Below are 18,291 nucleotides of genomic sequence, written 5' to 3'. Positions count from 1 at the left end.
GGCGTATTATCTCTGCCGGGGAAGGCTCCGCAGGGGGCTCGGGGCAAGGTTTCCCGTAGATTCGCAGGTCGGACGGCACGAACCGAAATCAGTGGCTTCGGGTGTGCCCGGATGTCAGGGAAAAGGGCTCTGCTATTGCCGTTTCCCATGGTCTTCGGAAAAGGCCAGTTCAGAGCGTGTTCCGGCCCGCGGGAGGAAATGTGGGATCACCGGTTGTCCTCGAAACGAGACCGGGGAATCCCGCTTCGGGCGTCGCGGGGCCCCTCCGGCAGGGGGCGCGGGGCCCGCGGGGCGGCGGTCCGCGCGGAGGGGGCACGGGAGCCCGGGGCCGCGCGAGGTCCCGGGCGTACCGGGTCCCCGGTACGCCCGGGAACCCGGTACGCGGGGTCCGGCGGGTCAGGCGACCTGGTCCGCCGCCGCGCGCTCGGCGGTGTCGAGCAGCGCCTGCCGCTCCCCGGGGCCGATGAACCTGCCCGCGACCACGACGGCGTGGATGCGCGTGGTGTTGCGGATGTCGGCCAGGGGGTCGGCGTCCAGCACCACGAGGTCGGCGGCCCTGCCCTCCCGGACGGTGCCCGACCACTGTTCGCGGCCCAGGAAGCGGGCCGCCTCCAGGGTCGCGATCCGGAGGACCCGCGCGGGGCTCAGCCCTGACCGCACCAGCAGTTCCAGCTCGTCGTGCAGGCCGAACCCGGGGAGGACGCCCGGGGTGAGCGGGTCGGTGCCCGCGAGCAGGCGCACCCCGGCCGCGTCCATCGCGACGACGGTCTCCCGGCGCCGCTCGAACAGGTCGCGGCGCAGGGCCCCCTCGGCGGCGCTGCGTCCACGTGTGTAGACCTGTTCCAGGACGTACTTCCACATCTCGCGCATGTACGGCGGCAGGTACCGCAGGCGGGGGTCCTCCAGTCCGGCCCGCTCCGGCAGGTCCACCTTCTCGTGCATCACCAGCGTGGGGCACAGGGCCACGTCGTTGGCGGCCAGCCGTCCGAACACCGAGGCCGCCGCCGCGGAGTCGTAGGAGTTGACGGACTCCCACTCCACCTCGTTGATCTGCCGGAACCAGCTGGAGTAGTAGGTGTCGGGTTCGAGGGAGATCCGCGCCATCGACGCCTCCATCTCCGCCGCGTCCCGGGAGAGTGCGGGCCACAGGCCGTGGACGTGCTCGAAGGAGCGCTGGCCCAGTTCGACCTGTTCCACGAAGGGCACCAGGTCCGAGCGGTGGCCGACGACGGGGATGTCCTGGCGCCGGGCCTCCTCCATCAGGGCGAGGTAGGACTCGCGGTCCAGCCGGGAGTAGACCTTCACGAAGTCCGCCCCGGCGTCGCGGGTCTCGCCGACGGCGCGGCGGGCGTCCTGGGCGCCCTTGACGACGGTGGGCGCCGCGGGGCCCGGGATGTCCTCCCAGAGGGAGGGGGAGCCGTCCACCAGGTTGCCGCCGACGACCCAGCGGGGGCCCGACATCGTTCCGGCCCCGATGCGCCGCCGCCAGTCGTGGACCCGGGGGCCGCCCCACATCTCGCGCACGGTGGTGACGCCGTTCGCGAGGTAGAGCGCGGGGATGATCCGCTCGTCCTCGATGTCGCTGTGGACGTGCATGTCCGCCAGGCCCGGGATGAGGTACTTCCCGGTGAGGTCGACCACCGACGCGGTCTCCGGCACGGGGACCTCCGCGGTGCGTCCGACCGCGGTGATGACGCCGTCCTCGACGAGGACGGTGCGGTCCGGGGCGGACGGGCCGCCGGTGGAGTCGATCACGGTCACATGGGTGTACGCCTGCACGGGTCTTCTCCTCATGGGTTGGGCTCGCGCCACATCGGGTGGACGGTGGGTCCGTCGGGAAGGGTGACCGGGTCGCCCAGCGGGGCGAACCCGTGCCGGGCGTAGAGGGCCGCGCTCCGCTCGGTACTGGCCTCCAGGTAGGCGGGGAGGCCGGCACCGTCGAGGCGGTGGCCCAACAGGGCAGAGCCCAGTCCTCGGCCCCGGGCGCGTGGCAGCACGCAGATCGTCGAGAGGTACAGGTGGGGGACGGTCGGGTGCCGGTCCTCCATGGTCCGCCCGAGCAGGGCGATCCGCGGCACGTGGGGCGCGTACGCCGCGGGGAGCGCCCGGAGGCTCTCCTCGCCCGGGGATCGGGCGGGGCCCGAGCGGTGGGACCAGAGGGCGAGGGCGCTCCCGGTCCCGTCGACCAGCACACGGTCGGTCGCGAGCGCGGTGGCGACGAACTCGCGCATCAGGGCGGGGAGGAGTGCGCGGCGCCCCTCGGCGTCGGGGATCATCCAGGCCATAACGGGGTCGGAGTCCATCGCCTCGGCGATGACGGCGGCCGCCCGCTCCTCGTCGGAGGGAGGGAGTTCGCGGATCTCGATCATGGAGCGATCATACGTATGTATATGACGTTTGTACAATACACTTGTATATAAAGAGGTTAGAGTGGGCGCATGGGACACAAGGAGCAGTTGCTGGAAGGCGCCAAGCAGTGCCTGTACACGAAGGGCTACGCCCGCACGACCTCGCGCGACATCGTGGCCGCCTCGGGGGCGAACCTGGCGTCGATCGGCTACCACTACGGGTCCAAGGAGGTCCTGCTGACCACCGCGATGATCGCCGTCGTGGGGGAGTGGTCGGATCGCGTGCTCGCGGTGCTCTCCGCCGCCGACGGCGGTTCCGCGCCGGTCGACAGGTTCGAGGAGACGATGAACCGGCTCGTGCGCTCCCTGGGCGACGTCCGCACGATGGTGGCCGCGAACTTCGAGGTGCTGGCCCAGCTCGACCGCATGCCCGAACTCCGCGACCAGCTCGCCGGGGCCCACCGGCTCGCACGCCGGGGGCTGGCCGCCGTCGTGCTCGGCGTGCCGGTGGAACAGGTGACGGACGAGCAGGAGGACACGGTCGGCTCGCTCATGCTGACGCTGGTGCCCGGCGTGATGGCGCAGAGCCTGGTCTCACCCGGGGAGACGCCGGACGGGACGCGGCTCGCCGCCGCGATCCGGGCGCTGCTGCCGCAGGCGCCCGGATCGGCGGGGGAGGCGGAGGGCGGCACGGTCCCGGGCCGCGCCTGAACCCGGACCGCCTCCCTCCGTTCCCGGGGGCGGGCCCCGGCCCGGCCCCCGGCGGGTCACCGGCCGCCGAAGAACTCCGCCAGCACGGGCGCGAGCCGCTTCGGCGCCGTCATCACCGAGCCGTGGTTCAGACCCGGCAGCACGCGGTGCTCGGCGGCGTCGAGCACCCCCGCCAGCTCCTCCGCGGCCCTGTGGAACCCGGCCGGGCTCCTGCCGCCCGTCAGCACCAGTGTCCGCGCGTCGGTCGACCACGCGTCCGCGTCCAGCGGCTCCCCCCGCTGGGTGTCGCCCATGACCGCGATGTCGTAGGGCAGGGTGTGCGCCATCGCGGTCAGGGTCGCCCACTGCTTGGGCATCATCCGCATCAGTCCCACCACGAACCCGGGCATGCCCTGCGCCCCGGTCATGAACTCCCGCACCGCGTCCGGGCGCCGTCCCTCGGAGAGCAGGGCGTCGATGCGCGACGGGAAGCCCGGCGGGGGGCCGAAGCCGCCCGGTTCCACCGAGAACGGCGGCTCGTAGAGGGCGAGCCGGTCGACGCCCGCCCCGGCGACGGCGGCCCGGAGCGCGAGAACCGCCCCGGACGAGCTGCCGAACACCGACGCCGAGCCGCCGACGTGCGCGATCAGCGCCGCGATGTCCTCGATCTCGCGCTCCACGGCGTAGGCCTTCGCATCGCCGCTCGCGCCCCGGCCACGCCGGTCGTAGTTGACCACGGTGAACCGCTGGGCGAGCAGGCGGGCGAGCCCGCGGGTGTCCCCGCGGTCGGCCAGGGCCGAGGGGACCAGGACCACCGGACTCCCCTCGCCGAGGCGCTCGAAGGCGATCCGCGTCCCGTCCGCCGAGGCGACCGCGGAGTCCGCCGCGGTTCCGTTCTTGCTGTTCGAGCCCATGTGTCCTGCTCCGATCCGGGTGCTGCTCCGTCGTGTCCGACCGTGTGACGGCGGTCCGCCGGAAAAGGAATCGGCACGGCGGCGACCGGTCCGGCCCTTCGGCGCGGGCGCCCGTCCTCGGGCGCGCCTTCCGGCCTCCGGGCACCCGGCCGGCCTTGTTAACCGTATGTATATACGGTTATTGTCGTACGCCCATACGGTTATCAAGGCACCCGTGGAGGCCCCCGTGAACCGCCGTCCCGCCCGCCCCGCCCCGCGATGGGCCGCCGCCCTCTGCGCGGCACTGCTCCTCGCCCCGGTCGGCGGCGCCCCCGCCGCGGCCGCCGCCGCACGGGATCCCGCCGACCCCTACGCCGCGATCGACGACTACGTGCAGAGGCGCATGGAGGCGACCGGCACACCCGGGCTGTCCTACGCGGTGGTCGGACCCGACGGGCCCCTCCACCGGGCGGCGTGGGGAACCGACGGCGACGGGGCCCCCGTCACGGCCGGGACGCCGTTCCTGTGGGGGTCCGTGGCCAAGCCGGTCACCGCGACCGCCGTCCTCGCGCTGGCCGAGGACGGCGCACTCGGACTGGACGACCCGGTCGCCGACCACCTGCCGGAATTCCGGTTCGGAGGGGCGCACGCCCCGCAGACCACCGTCCGCCACCTGCTCGCCCAGACCTCGGGCCTGCCGCCCTCGTCGGCCTTCGCGGTCTCCGACTGCCGGGGGGACTGCCCCCGGCCCGCCGACCGCCTCCCGGCGCTGGACCGGATCCGGCCCCTCGCGCCCCCCGGCGGCGAGTACGCCTACACCAGCGCCAACTACCTGGTCCTCGCCGCCGTGGTCGAGTCCGTCACCGGCGTCCCCTTCTCCGACCACGTCCGCGACGCCGTGCTCGAACCGGCGGGTGCGGACGGTGCGATCACCGACCCCGCCTCGGCCCGTGACCGCGCCCTGGCCCCGGGGCACCTCCCGCTCTGGGGCGTCACCGCGCCGGTCGCGGCCGGACTCGACCCCCACGGGGCGGCGTACGGCTACCTCGGCGGCGACCTCGACGACCTCGCGGCGCTCGCCTCCCTCTACCTCCGGGGCGGAGGGGGCGTCCTGTCGGCGGACTCCTTCGGGGAGATGAGCCGCGAGCAGACCACGGACGACGGGGCGGGGACGGGCTACGGCCTGGGGTGGCGCGTCGGCGGACTCGACGCCCCGCTGGACGGGGCCGTGTGGCACAGCGGGGCCGCACCCGGCTACTCGGCCGTGCTGCTCCTGCTCCCCGAGCGCGGCCTCGCCCTCGTCATGCAGCAGAACTCCCACGGGCTCCTGCACGACGCGGCGAGCACGGACGTCCTGTTCGGGGCCTCCGCCATGCTCGCGGGCGCCCCGGAGCCGGAAGGCGGCCCGTCCCGCACCGCCTACCTGCTCACCGTCGCCGCCGCCACCGGTCTGGCCGTGTGGCTGACGGCGACGGCCGCCGGGGCGTGTGCGGCACTGCGCCGACCGCGTACCCCGGCCGCTCCGCCCACCAGGACGGCCACCGCGTTCCGGATCCTCCCGGGGCTGCTCCCCGTCGGAGCCGGGGCCGTCCTCCTCGCGGTGACGGGGGCCGACGGGGCTCTCGCGTGGGCGCCCGACGTCGCCCTCTCCCTCGCCGTCGCCGCGGCGGCCGGCGTCGCCTCGGCCGTGCTCCGCACGTGGGCCGACGTCCGAGCGCGGCGGGCCGGGGCGGCGCGGGACCGGGCCGCCCCCGCGTAGGCGTCGCGGTCCTGAGGCAGAGGAAGGGGCGTCACCGCTCTCCCGCCGAGAGACCGGTGACGCCCCCGCGTGTCCGTCGTGGTCTTCCCCAACCACGATTAGAACGCATGTACGAATCTAGCAGCTGTGGGTGACGTGCGCGAGATCCGCCGCGCGGAGCCGCCGGTGACGCGGTGCCACGAACCGGCCCCGAGAAATGTCATGGCGGAGCGGTGACGCGGTCCCACCGCCGGACGGACGCCCCCTCGGCTGAAGAGGTCCCCCCCCAGCGGCGTTCCGGAAAGGCCGGCCGCATCGGCGGCCGCGGGGGACTTGAGTGTGCCGCGGCGTCATGGTTTCTCCTGGAGCACAGCCCACCCCGGGCCACCGCACACGAACGAGAGGGGCGACATGGCACTGCCCGGCCCGATCCCGGTCGAGGACTTGGACGGCGGTTCCGAGCCGCGGTGCGTGACCGCCGACGAGACCCGCAGCGTGGTGCGCTGCGAGCGGGCCGACGACCCGAGCCGGCTGTTCCACCTCCGGGACAGCGGCGGCGACGAGAACCGGCACCTGGTTCGGGTCGACCCGGACGACCCGGGGTCTGCGGCGGTCGACCTCACCCCGTTCCCGGGGGCGGGGGTGCTGAGCTCCGCTCCGGCCCCGGCCGCCCGGGGCGGGCCGGTCGACCACTGGTACCGCTACGTCGGCGGCCCCGCGGACGCCGGGCAGGAGGCGGACATGCAGGCCCGCTCGCCGATCTCCCGGGTGGACGAGATCACCACCCCGCTGATGGTGGTCCAGGGCGCCAACGACACCCGTGTCGCGCAGGCCGGGTCCGACCGGATCGTCGAGGCCCTCCGCGCCCGCGGGGCCGAGGTGGGGTACCCGGTCCTCCCCGAGGAGGGCCACGACTTCGTGAACCCGGAGAACCTCATCACCGCGTTCGGCGCCGCCGAGCGCTTCCTCGCCCGCCACCCGGAAGGGCGGAGCGACCGGGCCGACCGCGACCGCGCCGACGGGGCGGCCCTTTCGACCACCGTTTCCCACACTCGCGAAGGGTGACCACCGCATGGACACGAGCCAAGGCAGAACCGTCCGACCGCTGGGCGCGTTCGAGCGGACCATCGACCTCTACATGCACCGCAACCCGGTCCAGTTCTCCCTGGTCGCCGAGCTGTCCCACCGGGTCCTGCCCGGCTCGGCGGCCGCGGCCCTGGCGGTGCTGCGGGTCCGCCATCCCCTGCTCGGGGTGGCGGTCGACCGCACCGCACCGCAGGCGGTCTTCCGGGCGGCTGACGGCCCGATCCCCCTGGAGGCGGCCGCGGACGGCACCCCGTGGCAGTCCGTCGTCGCCGTCGAGCAGACACGGCCGATCCCCCCGGAGCCGGGGCCGCTGGTCCGCGCCGTGCTGGTCCCGGGGGAGCCGGGGAGCACCGTGGTGCTGACCTTCGCCCACCAGATCGCCGACGGTGTCGGCGGGCTGCGGGCCCTGCTGGACCTGGTGGCGGCGCTGGGCGGCGAGGAGCCGGCGCCCGGCGGGGTCCCGGAGGCGCAGGAGGACCTCCTCGCCCGCAGCGGGGGAGCGGCGGAGGCCGACGGCCCCGCGGCCGGGCCCCCTCCGGAGAACGACGCTCGCATGGACGCGCCCGGCGAGCTCACGCCGTTCTCCGGGAGCAGGCCGCACGTCGACGCCCTCGCCCTGGACCGGGGCCTGACAGCGCGGCTCGTCCGCCGCTGCCGCCGGGAGCGCGCCTCGGTGCACGCCGCCCTCTGCGCGGCCGCCGCGGTGGTGTTCCACCGGCGGGGGCGCGAGTACGTGCGTGTGCTCAGCCCCGTGGACCTGCGCCGCGCCGCCGGGCTGCCCGACGAGGTGGCGGTCCGGTTCGCGGGCGCCCGGACGGGGAGCGACGTGGACGGCGCAGGCGACTTCTGGCAGCTGGCCCGCCGCACCCGCGCAGCGCTCTCGCTCCAGCGGACGCCGGACGCGCTCAGGGCCGGCGCCGCGGCCATCGCGGGACAGCCCCCGTCGAGCAGTGCCGAGGCCGAGGCGATGATGGCCTCCGCCACGGCCGCCGACGTCCAGATCACCAACCTCGGGGTCGCGGACCCCGGCCCGGGTATGGAGGCGGTCACCGCCCTGTGGGGTCCGGCACAGACCACCCAGCTGCGGGGCGAGCACGTCCTCGGCGTCGTGACCGTCGGCGGGCGGCTGAGGATGACGGAGCTGACCCATGACCCCGTCGCCGGCCTCGTCCCCGAGATGGGCGCCGTGCTGGCCGAGGCGTGCGCCGAGCCCCCGGGCGCGTGAGGGCCGTCCGCGGTTCCCCGGGTTCTGGGGCCGGGTCTCCCAGGCTCTGGGCTCGCGTCCGGGGGAGCCCGGTGGGCGGCTGTCGGGCCTGTCCGCGGCGGCGGGCCCCGCGTGTCGGCACGGTGATCAGGCGCGTTGCGCGCGGGGTTCCATCGGCAGCACGAAGGGCCTGCTGCTGGGGTAGAGTTGCCTCTGGCGACGGGCGGCAGCATGCCCGGGAGTCGCCGAGGGCCTCTAGCTCAATTGGCAGAGCAACGGACTTTTAATCCGTGGGTTCAGGGTTCGAGCCCCTGGGGGCCTACTCATGGAAGCCCAGGTCAAAGGCCATCTCAAGGTCTCGGTCCTGGGTTTTTCCCGTTCCCGGGGCCGCCGCCCGCTCCTGTGCCTCCGCCGTGCCGCCACCTCGTGCGCGTGCCCGCTCCCCCCTCCTGCTCCGTCCCGTGGCCGGGCCTGCTGTCCGGTGCGCAGGGCTACTCGTCCTCCTGGGGCGTGTAGAGCATGATCCAGTGGTCCCGCTCGGGGTCGTGCAGCACCTCGATGTCGAAGCGGGCCCACCCCTGGGTCGGGTGGTGCATCCGCTTGACCGCCGACCTCGAAGCGCCGACCTCGCCCTCCTCCCAGTGGTCGCGGAAGCTCTGACTGGTCGCGGTGAGCTCGGCGAGCAGGGACCGCAGGTAGGCGTCGTCGGGGTACCGGCTCAGCGCGATCCGGAACTCGGCGGCCGCGGCCCGCAGGAAGCGCTCCGAGCCCTCGCCTCCGAGCAGGCGCGCCAGGGTGTCGGTCGTGAAGGCCTGGTAGGCGATGTTGCGCTCGAACGGGCCGTCGCCGAACGAGGTCCCGAGCAGCTCCTGCGCGGCCTTGTTGCGGGCCAGCAGGTCCAGGCGCCCGTCGTGCACGGTGACCGGCATCGTCTCGTCCAGGCCCCGCAGCAGGCGCAGCAGCCCGGGGCGGATGACCGAGGCGGGGGAGGCCGGCTCAGGCGGGGGCTCACCGCCCAGCCGGAAGAGGTGGGCGCGTTCGGCGTCCGAGAGACCGAACGCCTGTGCCAGCGAGGCGAGGATCTCGCGCGAGGGGCGGGGCGCCCTGCCCTGCTCCAGGCGTGTGTAGTACTCCACCGAGATCCCCGCCAGGTCGGAGACCTCCTGGCGGCGGAGCCCCGGAACCCGCCGGCGGGAGGTCCGCACGCCGCCCCGCGGGTCCGCGGGGCTCATCGCGGCCCTGCGGCGCCTCAGGTACGCCCCGAACTCGGTTCGATCGCTGCTCGGCATGCCCCTTATTGTCCCCGCCCCGTGTCGGCGGGCGAGCCTGGTCCTGCCGATACCACCCTCGGCTCGGCCTTCCTGCCCCGCCCGTCCTCCCGGATCATCGAAAACGAACCGGGTTCACCAGGAACGCCCCGAGCATGTGGCGGACCGCCCGGGGCCGAGGAGAGGGCATGACCAGTACAGCGTGGACCTTCACGATCCCCCGGAGTCGCGTCCAGGAGTTCCGGGACCTCCTCGCCGACCTGAACAGGGACCACCTGCCCGGCCTGGACACCCGGGCCCGAGAGGTCGGCTACCTCCGGGAGCGGATGTGGCTCCAGCCGGGGGAGGACGGCGGCGCGGAGTTCATCGTCTACCTCGAATTCGACGAAGGCGTCGACCTGGCCGACTTCTCCGAGCGGCTCCTGGCCTACGAGTCCGAGTTCACGCGGTGGTGGACGCCCCGCTTCGCCTCCTTCGGAATCCCCACCTCGTTCGGTGAGCCCCTGCTGTCCTGGGACGCCTGAACCGGATCTCCGCGCACACCCCCCGCACACCCGCACACCCGCACGACGATCGGAAACCTCATGGACGACCAGAGAGTGACGCCCGTCGCCCACACCGGGCTCGCCGTGGCCCAGGAGTTCATCCGCGCCGTCGAGGCCAAGGACATCGACGCCGTGGCCCGGACCCTGGCAGGCGAGGCGCGACAGCTGTTCATGCACGCCGGGGGCGCCACGACCCCCCAGGGTGTCGCCGACATCGTCGCGGGCCGCAAGCGGGGCGTCTGCGTCGCCGACGTCAAGGGCAGGAGCGAGGTCCTCGCTTACACGGGCGCCCTGTTCGACAAGTTCTCCCCGCTGCGCTGGCGCGACCACAGGTGGGTCGTCTCGCCCGACGGCGGCGAGCTCTTCTTCCACGGCGTCGGCGACATGGTCGTGGCGCGCACGGGACAGCCCTACCGCAACACCTATGTGACGCGGTTCGATGTCGAGGACGGCCGGATCGTCCTCATGGCCGAGTACGGGAACGCGCTGATGTACGCCGGGCTGGGCGTGCGCCCGAACGGGGCCGAGTTCCGCTCCCTGCTGCGCGCGGTCGGCCGCATGCTCTCGCCGCGGCTCTCCGCCCGCTCGGGCCTGTGAGCCTCCCGCCCCAGGCGGGCGGCCCGGCCCCTGCCCGGGCGTGGACTCACCCGGCGACGGGCGACGGCGGCGCCTCGACGACGAAGAACAGGAAGCCGATCTGCGTGGACAGGGCGTGGAAGTCGTCGGGGAACAGCTCACGGGCGGCCGGGTCGGGCTGCGGCTCGCTGATGACGGAGAGGCGGAAGCCGGCGGCGGTGAAGGCGTCGGTCATCGCGTGCAGCGGTCGGCGCCAGAACTTCAGCGTGACGGTCCGCCCGCTGAACGAGAGCTCGTCGGAATAGCTGGTGGTCGCGGAATAGTCGGGTCGGGGGTCCTGGATCGCGTAGTCCACGAACGGGTGCTGCACCGAGGCGATCAGCCGGCCGCCCGGCCTGAGCACGCGCCGCATCTCGGCCAGCGTCGGCCCCCAGTCCTCCAGGTAGTGCAGCACCAGCGACGCGACCACGTCGTCGAACGCGTCGTCGTCGAACGGCAGGGGGTCGCCCAGGTCCGCCACGCGCAGGTCGACGCCGTCCCCGAGCCGCCGCCTGGCCAGCGCCAGCATCCCGGCGCTGGCGTCGACGCCGGTGACGACGGCGCCGCGTTCGCGCAGGGCGGCCGACAGGGGACCCGCGCCGCAGCCGGCGTCCAGGATCCGGCGGCCGGCCACGTCCCCGGCGAGGGCCAGCATCGCCGGCCGCTCGTAGTAGGCGTTCTGGATGTTGTTCTCGTTCTCCGCCGCGTACGCCTCGGCGAAGCCGTCGTAGTCGTTCGTCCGGCCCGGAGCATCGGGCCGGGCGGGGGTCTCGGGGGTGCCGGTTCCTCGGTCCATGGCCAGAGCCTAGATGAGTAATTCCAAGGGGTGTGTGGTCTGAGCATGAGGCGAGGGAGCCCATGGTCGAGTTGTGACGCAAGACCTGAACTCCCTCGTCCAAGCACTCTACGACACCCCCCAACGGCTCCTGAAACACCGTCCGGACCTGGCCCCCCGGCGTCCCGCCATCGGATTCCGACCCCGCCTGTCCGACGCCGACCTGGTCACCCTCGCGCTCATGCAGGCCATGCCCGGACACACCGACGAAACCCGATGGCCGCGCTACGCCCGCACCCACCTCGCGGAGCGCTTCCCCTACCTGCCCCAACAGAGCGGATACAACAAGCGCCTACGCGAAGCAGCCGGACCGAGCGGCGCTCCCCCGCCCCGCCAGCAGGCGTGGATGAGACAAGGCCCTGTTTCCTGACCCTTCTCGAACACGCTCTGAGTCTTCTGTGCCATCACGGCCTGCTGAACCGGTTCCGGGTATTGCGTGAACTCATGTCCGACGAACGCGCGGAGATCGTCGAATGATCCGGCCGGCGGCCTGTCCCGGGCCCACGGCGAGCGTCACAGCAATGTTGCAGCGCACTCCCGAAACACCTGTTCACGACCACCGTTCGAATTCGGCGTCGAGGCGTGTTTCAGTGCGCACCCAGACTTCGCCGTCGGCCGCCTCGGCCGGGGCGTCGACTCGCTCGAGGCCGAGAAATTCGATCAGCTTGAGCAGTTCGGCTCGCTCGGCTCGATCATCGTCGACACCATGTGAATCGAAGAAGATGTAGTAACGGTTGCTCGGGTCCACGATGCCCGAATCCGCCCAGATGCGGGCAACCTCTTCGATTGCTGCGGCTTCGGTGGTGATCATGGCGGCGCGGGTGGCACCACGGGTCTCCGGTGACGCGTCGAGGTCGGCGAGGTCCGGGAACCACTGTCCGAAGTGGTCGAGGCCGGAATGTCCGTTCTCGAAGAACAGCATGGCGCTCGGCAGGTAGCGATTGCCCCTGTCGACCTTGAGGTATTCGATCTGAGGCGCGCCCGCACCTTCGATCCGGGCGATCGCGCCTCTGTCGGGCATGAGAAGCAACCTCTGGGCCGCCGGTGCGTCTTCGATGGTGTAAGTGTCGGAATCTCGACCCCGGAAGAACTCGGAGAATGCTGCGTAGGCCTCTTGGGGGTCTCCCACGGAAACGTAGTGGTCGTTACCGTCGCCAACACCGAAAATGAACTGCTTCGGTCCTGGTTCGTAAGAGCGGGCCATGTTGTCTCCTTGGTTCAGGCGTGATGCCTCCATCAGCGTAGTCGAATCTGAACAGGCGGACTTTTCGGTCATCGCCGATGAGTCCCGGACGACCGGGAGCGTGTTCGAAGGGGCGGGAAACAGGGCCTTGGCCCGTCCGGGCCTGCCGGGCACCGGATGGGCGCGTCGCCGCGCGCGGGACGGGCACTGTTGGTGTACTCGGACAGTCGGAAGACCGGCCGAGGATCGACGACCAAGGAGCGGCATGGCGTTCTCTGAGAAGCAGCAGGCGGTTCTGCGCAAGCCCGCGTTCGGGCACGTGGCCACACTCGGCCCCGAGGGGCAGCCCCAGTCGAGCCCGGTGTGGATCGACTGGGACGGCGAGTTCCTGAGGTTCAGCCAGACCACCACCCGGCAGAAGCTGCACAACCTCCGGCGCGACGGGCGGATCGCGGTGTCGGCCACCGACCCCGACGACCCCTACATGTACGTGGAGGTCCGCGGCGAGGTGGAGCGGATCGAGGAGGACACGGACAAGGCCTTCATCGACGAGATGTCCCAGAAGTACATGGGCACCCCGTACCCCTGGGACGACCCCTCCGAGAAACGTGTCATTGTCTACGTCCGGCCCGAACGCTTCGTGGGCCGGTAGGGCGGTCGGCAGGCCACGGGCGCGGCCCCGCTCCGGCGGGGTCGCGCGCTCCCCGTCGCGGGCGGCGTCCGCGCCGCCCCGGAGCACACTCGTTGAGAAATATTGCACGGTCCGCAAGGATTGGCCGTGTACGGGGAGGACCACCGTGGGACTTCGGGAACGGAAGAAGCAGGCGACCCGCCGCGCACTCCAGGAGGCGGGGATACGCCTCACCCTGGAACGCGGGCTGGAGAACGTGACGGTCGAGGAGATCGCCCTGGAGGCCGACGTCTCGACGCGCACCTTCTTCAACTACTTCGCCACCAAGGAGGAGGCCCTCCTCGGCGACGTCCCCGCGACCCCCGACGAACAGGTGCGGCAGGCGTTCGTCGACGGCGGCCCCACGGGGGACTTCGTCGAGGACCTCATCACCGTCCTGATCACGTTCCTGGTCAGCACCGAGGACCTCGCCACCCAGCGCGCGGACATGCTCCTGCGCAAGAAGCTCACCGAACGCGAACCCCAGCTCGTGCGCGGGCTGCTCGCCCGCTTCCACAACGTGGAGGTGGAGCTGGCCGGGGCCATCGCCGAGCGCACCGGCGCCGGCCCCGACGACGACCGGCCGCAGCTCCTCGCGGCGGCCGGCATGGCGGTGATGCGCCACACCATGAAGCGCCTCCACTACTCGGAGAGCGAGGAGCCCGCGGACGTCCGCGCCAAGATCCGCGAGGCGCTCCGCCACCTCGGAGAGGCCTTCGCGCCCCCGGCGCGCGAGGACTGAGCCCCGGGGCGAGCCGTCCCTCCCAGGTCTCCCGAAGGCGAACGGAACCCTCTATGACCACCCCCGGCCCCACCCGGCTGCGCTGGATCCTCCTGACGATCATCCTGACGATGCTGCTGGGCTCGCTCGACCAGACCATCGTCGCCACCGCCCTGCCCACGATCGTCGGCGAGCTCGACGGCCTGGAACACCTCTCCTGGGTCGTCACCGCCTACATGCTCGCGGCCACGGTCGGCATGCCCGTCTACGGCAAGGCCGGGGACGTCTTCGGCCGCCGCCACGTGTACGTCTTCGCGATCGCGGTGTTCCTGCTGGGGTCCGTCCTGTCCGGCCTGGCCCAGAACATGACCCAGCTCATCGTCTTCCGCGCCGTGCAGGGCATCGGCGGGGGCGGGCTGATCATCAGCGCCCAGGCGATCATCGCCGACGTGGTCCCGCCCCGCGAGCGCGGCAAGTACATGGGGGTCATGGGCGCGGTGTTCGGCGTCTCCGCCATCGCGGGACCGCTGCTCGGCGGGTTCTTCACCGATCAGCTCGACTGGCGCTGGATCTTCTACATCAACCTGCCGCTCGGGGCGGTGGCGCTGGTCACGGCGCTGGCGGTGGTCCACCTGCCCCGGCCGACCGGCCCCAGGCCCCGCCTGGACCTCGCGGGCACGGCACTGCTCGCGGCCACGAGCGTCTGCCTGGTGCTGGCGACGAGCTGGGCCGGGCACGCCTACGCCTGGCTCAGCCCGCAGATCATCGGCCTGGGCGCGGGCGCCCTCGTCGCGGGCCTGCTGTTCGTCCTCGTGGAACGGCGCGCGGCCGACCCCGTCATCCCGCTGCGCCTCTTCCGGGACCGGGACTTCGTCCTGACGGCACTGGTGGGGATCACCGTCGGCATCGCCATGTTCTCGACGGTCGCCTACATGCCCACGTTCCTCCAGATGGTCGGCGGGGCGTCGGCCACCGAGTCCGGCCTGCTCATGCTCCCGATGGTGGCCGGGATGCTCACGAGCACCATCACCACCGGACGACTCATCTCCAGGACAGGCCGCTACAAGCACTGGCCGGTCATCGGCACCGCCCTGATCACGGTGGGCCTGGTCCTGCTGTCCCGCATGACCGCCGACACCCCCTACGCCTTCAACGGGACGGCGATGCTGGTCCTGGGGCTGGGCGTGGGCATGGTGATGCAGAACCTCGTGCTGATCGTCCAGAACACCGCCCCCCGCCGCGACCTGGGGGCCGCGACGTCGGCGAACAACTACTTCCGCCAGATCGGCGCGTCCTTCGGCATCGCCGTGTTCGGCTCGGTCTTCGTGTCCCGCCTCGACCGGCGGATGGAGGGCGCGCCCGGCGGCGGCGTGGAGTTCGCGGGCGGGGAGGCCGGGATCAGCTCCATGACCCCCCAGCTGCTCCAGGGCCTTCCGGCGCCGCAGCGCGAGTTCATCGTCGACGCCTTCGCGGGGGCGCTGCCGCCGATCTTCCTCTACGCGGTGCCCGTGGCCCTGGCCGGCTTCGTGCTCTCCTGGTTCATCTCGGAGAAGCCCCTGGGCACCAGCCTTCCCGGTCACGACCCCGCGGAGTCCGTCGGGCCCCGGCCGGACGCCGGGGCCGGGGACGGCGGGGACACGAGCGCCGGGGATCCCGGCACGTCCGGCCGGGCGGAGGGAACCGCCGAGGAGCTGCCCACCGGTAGGGACTGACCTCCGGGGAACGCCCGGCCTCTCCCCGGGGAGGCCGCGCCGCCCTCGGGGGACCGCCGTACGGGTCGGCCCGGCCCCGTTCGGGCCGAATGTGCCCCACGCCTCAGGAACGCCGTGGGACTCCGTCCCGTCGAACCCTTCACGGGGGTGTCCGGACGCCCCCGGCCGCCCCTCCAAGGGGGTCGGGGGGATGTCAGGGGAGGGCCAGGGCTGTCCCCGATGGGAATCGTCGTGGGGAGCGGGCATGGTGGATACATGAACGAGAACTACCAGAGCAAGCGGTTCCGGCGCAGCGGGACCGACCGTTACCTCGCCGGCGTCTGCGGCGGTATCGCCGAGTTCCTCAAGGTCGACTCCAACCTCGTCCGGCTGGTCCTCGTGGTACTGACCTTCTTCGGGTTCAGCGGTGTCTTCGTGTACATCCTGGCCTGGCTGGTCATGCCGGCCGCGAACGAGCAGCGCTCCATGCTGGAGCAGATCATCCGCAACTTCCAAGGAAAGCCGAGCGAGAACTGATGTGGACCCTCAGGGCACACCCGGGCTGGGAACGACGTGAGCTCCGCACCCCACGGGAGGAACGCGAGGCCGAGGAGGCCCGCGAACCCTCCGTGGAGAGCTGCGGCGAGCGCTAGGGCGCGTCCGGCCGAACCCCGCCCCGCCGAGAGAGACGGGCGGCACCCGCCGGAGGACGCCCTAGGGCCGCTCGGTGGCGTCCATCCGCGCGATGGTCTCCCCCGAGAGCCGTGACCAGGGGATCGCCAGGAGCACGGCGAAGCCCACCCCGAGCACGCCGGCCGAGACGATGACGACGCCGGTGCCGAAGAACTCGGCGAAGAACCCGGCGATCAGGATGCCGACGCCCTGCGCGGCCTGGAGCCCGGACGCGACCAGCCCGAAGGCCAGTCCCCGGCCCTCCTTGGGCACGCACAGCACGAACGCCGCGTTGGCCACGAACTGGTAGGACCCCGCGACGCCGCACAGGGCCAGGGCGGTCACCATCAGCCACAGCGGCGGGTCGAACAGCCAGAGCAGCAGCGGCACCGACGTGAGGACGGCCAGGGGGCCGAGCAGGCGCATCCGGGTCGGCGGCGGGACCAGGCGGGTGAGGACGAACCCGCCGAGGAACGCGCCGATCGACGAGCCCGCCATGATGAACCCCGCGGCGGCGGCCCCCGCCCCGATCTCGGCGGCCATGGGGTTGGCCAGCCCGTAGGGGATCATGTAGAGGCCGGCGAGCCACGCGAGCAGCGCCAGTGTGCGCAGCCGCGGGTCGCCGAAGACGAGCTTGGCCCCGTCGCGCGTCATGGCCGCGAACCCGGGCCGCTCCTCCTTCTCCCCCCGGGGCGCCGGGCGGGCCTTCACCCCGATCAGCACGACCGTCGCGGACAGGACGAAGAGGATCCCGGTCGACATCACGGTGATGTTGGGTCCGACGTGCGCCACGATCACACCGCCGGCGACGAGCCCGGCGAGCATGCCGATCTGCGAGGTCAGCTGGATGATCGCGGTGCTCGCGACGTAGCGCTCGCCCTGGATGATCTCCGCCAGCATGGCCGCGCGGGCCGCCGCGAACGGGATCGACGGCAGCACCGAGCAGAACAGCAGGAGCCAGATCGCCCAGATCGGCATGCCGGGGATGCCGATGAGCACGATGACCGCGGCGCGGGCGAGGTCGCAGATGACCATCACCCTGCGCCTCGGGAAGAGGTCGGCGAGCCCCGCGATCAGGGGACTGATGATCGGCGGCAGGAAGGTGAGGGCCAGGGTGACGCCGGCGGCGAGCGCGGAGCCCGTCACCTGGAAGACGAGGATGCTGGTCGCGATGTTCAGCAGGTTGGAGCCGATCATCGAGAGTGCGTGGGCGAGCCAGACGGCGCGGAACTCGCCGATCGCCATGACGTCGCGGTAGCTGCTCCGCCAGTCGTCCTTGCCCGGGCCGGCGGGGGTCGCGTTGTCGGGGGCGCTCGAAGACTCGTGGTCTCCGTTGTCAGGTGTGTTGTCGAGGCGCGGATTGGCCACCCGGCACTCCCTTACTGTTACAGGGTTGAAATCACGCTGTGTCGTGTCTCAATAACCAACCGTTCCGGAAGGCGGGCTTCCTCGCAAGCCACTTGGGTAAATTCGTGTCTGATTCGTTGCTGCGGGTAATGGACGACGGGTGGATTCGGCAATCTCCCGGCCAAGTCGTGTACGGAACGTTTTTGCTGGTGACAATGTGTACACGGGCGATCCCCGTGACGGCCCGGCGTGTCGGGCGCGGGCGAGTCGTTCCCGGATGTGTACGCAGAGCACCGAAAATGGGACCCCGTACCGAAAAAAGCGGCCGGAGTTTCGGATTCCGGCGGCCCCGCTCAGCCCCACCCCAGTTCGGTCAGCCTGGCGTCGTCGATCCCGAAGTGGTGGGCGATCTCGTGCACCACTGTGACCAGGACTTCTTCCACCACCTGCTCGGGGGTCTCGCAGATCGCGCAGATGTTGCGACGGTAGATGAAGATCTGGTCCGGGAGCACGCCGAAGTAGGTGTCGCCGCGCTCGGTCAGCGGGATGCCCTCGTACAGGCCGAGCAGGCCGTCGGGGGACTCGTCCTCCACGCTGATCACCACGTTGTCCATCAGCCGGGACAACTCGGTCGGGATCTCGTCCAGGGCGTCGGCGACCAGCTCCTCGAAGGCCCTGCGTGTCAGTTCCACCACGCCTGCCATTGTGCTGCCTGCCGGTGGGGGAGGGAAGCGGCCCCCGAGCGGCATAACACTCTGGAAAGGGAGGAAATATTGGGATCGACC

General features: G+C 72.2%; 18 protein-coding genes, 1 tRNA gene and 1 pseudogene. 12 read left to right on the top strand and 8 right to left on the bottom strand.

Going from position 1 to position 18,291, the window contains the following annotated elements:
* Positions 1-396: 396 nt before the first annotated feature.
* Both OUQ99_RS29495 and OUQ99_RS29490 read right to left on the bottom strand, forming a co-directional pair.
* Positions 397-1,779 (bottom strand): amidohydrolase family protein, encoded by a 1,383-nt coding sequence (locus tag OUQ99_RS29495; RefSeq protein WP_267947022.1) that lies wholly within the window; start codon positions 1,777-1,779, stop codon positions 397-399.
* Between the two features lie 11 nt (positions 1,780-1,790).
* The gene (locus tag OUQ99_RS29490) at positions 1,791-2,369 is read right to left on the bottom strand and encodes a GNAT family N-acetyltransferase (protein ID WP_267947021.1); all 579 of its coding nucleotides are present in this window, start codon (positions 2,367-2,369) and stop codon (positions 1,791-1,793) included.
* Between the two features lie 69 nt (positions 2,370-2,438).
* Between OUQ99_RS29490 and OUQ99_RS29485 the strand changes: the two genes are divergently transcribed.
* The gene (locus OUQ99_RS29485; protein WP_267947020.1) at positions 2,439-3,059 is read left to right on the top strand and encodes a TetR/AcrR family transcriptional regulator; all 621 of its coding nucleotides are present in this window, start codon (positions 2,439-2,441) and stop codon (positions 3,057-3,059) included.
* 56 nt (positions 3,060-3,115) lie between these two features.
* Here OUQ99_RS29485 and OUQ99_RS29480 read toward each other — a convergent pair whose 3' ends face one another.
* Positions 3,116-3,952, bottom strand: a complete 837-nt coding sequence (locus OUQ99_RS29480) for an alpha/beta fold hydrolase (RefSeq protein WP_267947019.1) — start codon at positions 3,950-3,952, stop codon at positions 3,116-3,118.
* 226 nt (positions 3,953-4,178) lie between these two features.
* Here OUQ99_RS29480 and OUQ99_RS29475 point away from each other — a divergent pair, with 226 nt between their 5' ends.
* The 4 genes from OUQ99_RS29475 to OUQ99_RS29460 all read left to right on the top strand — a co-directional run bounded on the left by OUQ99_RS29475 (position 4,179) and on the right by OUQ99_RS29460 (position 8,281).
* Positions 4,179-5,690, top strand: coding sequence for a serine hydrolase domain-containing protein (locus OUQ99_RS29475; protein ID WP_267947018.1), 1,512 nt, complete (start codon positions 4,179-4,181; stop codon positions 5,688-5,690).
* A gap of 390 nt (positions 5,691-6,080) precedes the next feature.
* Positions 6,081-6,734, top strand: coding sequence for an alpha/beta hydrolase family protein (locus OUQ99_RS29470; protein WP_267947017.1), 654 nt, complete (start codon positions 6,081-6,083; stop codon positions 6,732-6,734).
* Between the two features lie 7 nt (positions 6,735-6,741).
* Entirely contained in the window at positions 6,742-7,980 is a 1,239-nt protein-coding gene (locus OUQ99_RS29465) for a phthiocerol/phthiodiolone dimycocerosyl transferase family protein (protein WP_267947016.1), read from the top strand.
* A gap of 228 nt (positions 7,981-8,208) precedes the next feature.
* Positions 8,209-8,281 (top strand) — tRNA-Lys (locus tag OUQ99_RS29460).
* A gap of 169 nt (positions 8,282-8,450) precedes the next feature.
* Here the strand turns inward: OUQ99_RS29460 and OUQ99_RS29455 are convergent.
* On the bottom strand, positions 8,451-9,248 hold the full coding sequence (locus OUQ99_RS29455; RefSeq protein ID WP_267947015.1) for a helix-turn-helix transcriptional regulator: 798 nt from the start codon (positions 9,246-9,248) through the stop codon (positions 8,451-8,453).
* A gap of 167 nt (positions 9,249-9,415) precedes the next feature.
* On the opposite strand from OUQ99_RS29455, the gene OUQ99_RS29450 reads away from it, so the two are divergent.
* A complete protein-coding gene (locus OUQ99_RS29450) occupies positions 9,416-9,751 on the top strand; it encodes a hypothetical protein (RefSeq protein WP_267947014.1) in 336 nt (111 codons plus the stop codon).
* Positions 9,752-9,811: 60 nt separating this feature from the next.
* Positions 9,812-10,369 (top strand): nuclear transport factor 2 family protein, encoded by a 558-nt coding sequence (locus OUQ99_RS29445; RefSeq protein ID WP_267947013.1) that lies wholly within the window; start codon positions 9,812-9,814, stop codon positions 10,367-10,369.
* Positions 10,370-10,415: 46 nt separating this feature from the next.
* Here OUQ99_RS29445 and OUQ99_RS29440 read toward each other — a convergent pair whose 3' ends face one another.
* Positions 10,416-11,183 (bottom strand): class I SAM-dependent methyltransferase, encoded by a 768-nt coding sequence (locus tag OUQ99_RS29440; protein WP_267947012.1) that lies wholly within the window; start codon positions 11,181-11,183, stop codon positions 10,416-10,418.
* A gap of 73 nt (positions 11,184-11,256) precedes the next feature.
* Here OUQ99_RS29440 and OUQ99_RS29435 point away from each other — a divergent pair.
* Positions 11,257-11,529, top strand: a pseudogene (locus OUQ99_RS29435) (IS982 family transposase); the annotation flags it as partial.
* Between the two features lie 243 nt (positions 11,530-11,772).
* Here the strand turns inward: OUQ99_RS29435 and OUQ99_RS29430 are convergent.
* The gene (locus OUQ99_RS29430; RefSeq protein ID WP_267947010.1) at positions 11,773-12,426 is read right to left on the bottom strand and encodes a hypothetical protein; all 654 of its coding nucleotides are present in this window, start codon (positions 12,424-12,426) and stop codon (positions 11,773-11,775) included.
* 244 nt (positions 12,427-12,670) lie between these two features.
* Here OUQ99_RS29430 and OUQ99_RS29425 point away from each other — a divergent pair, with 244 nt between their 5' ends.
* From OUQ99_RS29425 to OUQ99_RS29410, 4 genes are all read left to right on the top strand, one after another.
* Positions 12,671-13,057: a PPOX class F420-dependent oxidoreductase gene (locus tag OUQ99_RS29425; protein ID WP_267947009.1), complete on the top strand. Its 387-nt coding sequence runs from the start codon at positions 12,671-12,673 to the stop codon at positions 13,055-13,057.
* Between the two features lie 145 nt (positions 13,058-13,202).
* Positions 13,203-13,817: a TetR/AcrR family transcriptional regulator gene (locus OUQ99_RS29420; protein ID WP_267947008.1), complete on the top strand. Its 615-nt coding sequence runs from the start codon at positions 13,203-13,205 to the stop codon at positions 13,815-13,817.
* 53 nt (positions 13,818-13,870) lie between these two features.
* Positions 13,871-15,508, top strand: coding sequence for an MDR family MFS transporter (locus OUQ99_RS29415; protein WP_267947007.1), 1,638 nt, complete (start codon positions 13,871-13,873; stop codon positions 15,506-15,508).
* Between the two features lie 255 nt (positions 15,509-15,763).
* Complete coding sequence (locus OUQ99_RS29410) at positions 15,764-16,024, top strand: PspC domain-containing protein (RefSeq protein WP_267947006.1); 261 nt, start codon at positions 15,764-15,766, stop codon at positions 16,022-16,024.
* A gap of 177 nt (positions 16,025-16,201) precedes the next feature.
* Here OUQ99_RS29410 and OUQ99_RS29405 read toward each other — a convergent pair whose 3' ends face one another.
* Together OUQ99_RS29405 and OUQ99_RS29400 are read right to left on the bottom strand one after the other, a co-directional pair.
* Entirely contained in the window at positions 16,202-17,527 is a 1,326-nt protein-coding gene (locus OUQ99_RS29405) for an MFS transporter (protein ID WP_267947005.1), read from the bottom strand.
* Positions 17,528-17,859: 332 nt separating this feature from the next.
* Positions 17,860-18,210 (bottom strand): metallopeptidase family protein, encoded by a 351-nt coding sequence (locus OUQ99_RS29400; RefSeq protein WP_267947004.1) that lies wholly within the window; start codon positions 18,208-18,210, stop codon positions 17,860-17,862.
* Positions 18,211-18,291 lie beyond the last annotated feature (81 nt).

It is taken from the genome of Streptomonospora nanhaiensis (assembly GCF_026642255.1).
Taxonomy (GTDB): domain Bacteria; phylum Actinomycetota; class Actinomycetes; order Streptosporangiales; family Streptosporangiaceae; genus Nocardiopsis; species Nocardiopsis tropica.
Note: the sequence above shows the minus strand (reverse complement) of the source record. Positions and strands in the feature narration are given on the sequence as shown.

Excerpts from the sequence above, each read along its gene's own strand:
- OUQ99_RS29490 (WP_267947021.1), bottom strand. The coding sequence starts at position 2,369 with ATGATCGAGATCCGCGAACTCCCTCCCTCCGACGAGGAGCGGGCGGCC.
- OUQ99_RS29485 (WP_267947020.1), top strand. The coding sequence starts at position 2,439 with ATGGGACACAAGGAGCAGTTGCTGGAAGGCGCCAAGCAGTGCCTGTAC.
- OUQ99_RS29480 (WP_267947019.1), bottom strand. The coding sequence starts at position 3,952 with ATGGGCTCGAACAGCAAGAACGGAACCGCGGCGGACTCCGCGGTCGCC.
- OUQ99_RS29470 (WP_267947017.1), top strand. The coding sequence starts at position 6,081 with ATGGCACTGCCCGGCCCGATCCCGGTCGAGGACTTGGACGGCGGTTCC.
- OUQ99_RS29465 (WP_267947016.1), top strand. The coding sequence starts at position 6,742 with ATGGACACGAGCCAAGGCAGAACCGTCCGACCGCTGGGCGCGTTCGAG.
- OUQ99_RS29455 (WP_267947015.1), bottom strand. The coding sequence starts at position 9,248 with ATGCCGAGCAGCGATCGAACCGAGTTCGGGGCGTACCTGAGGCGCCGC.
- OUQ99_RS29450 (WP_267947014.1), top strand. The coding sequence starts at position 9,416 with ATGACCAGTACAGCGTGGACCTTCACGATCCCCCGGAGTCGCGTCCAG.
- OUQ99_RS29445 (WP_267947013.1), top strand. The coding sequence starts at position 9,812 with ATGGACGACCAGAGAGTGACGCCCGTCGCCCACACCGGGCTCGCCGTG.
- OUQ99_RS29440 (WP_267947012.1), bottom strand. The coding sequence starts at position 11,183 with ATGGACCGAGGAACCGGCACCCCCGAGACCCCCGCCCGGCCCGATGCT.
- OUQ99_RS29430 (WP_267947010.1), bottom strand. The coding sequence starts at position 12,426 with ATGGCCCGCTCTTACGAACCAGGACCGAAGCAGTTCATTTTCGGTGTT.
- OUQ99_RS29425 (WP_267947009.1), top strand. The coding sequence starts at position 12,671 with ATGGCGTTCTCTGAGAAGCAGCAGGCGGTTCTGCGCAAGCCCGCGTTC.
- OUQ99_RS29415 (WP_267947007.1), top strand. The coding sequence starts at position 13,871 with ATGACCACCCCCGGCCCCACCCGGCTGCGCTGGATCCTCCTGACGATC.
- OUQ99_RS29410 (WP_267947006.1), top strand. The coding sequence starts at position 15,764 with ATGAACGAGAACTACCAGAGCAAGCGGTTCCGGCGCAGCGGGACCGAC.
- OUQ99_RS29400 (WP_267947004.1), bottom strand. The coding sequence starts at position 18,210 with ATGGCAGGCGTGGTGGAACTGACACGCAGGGCCTTCGAGGAGCTGGTC.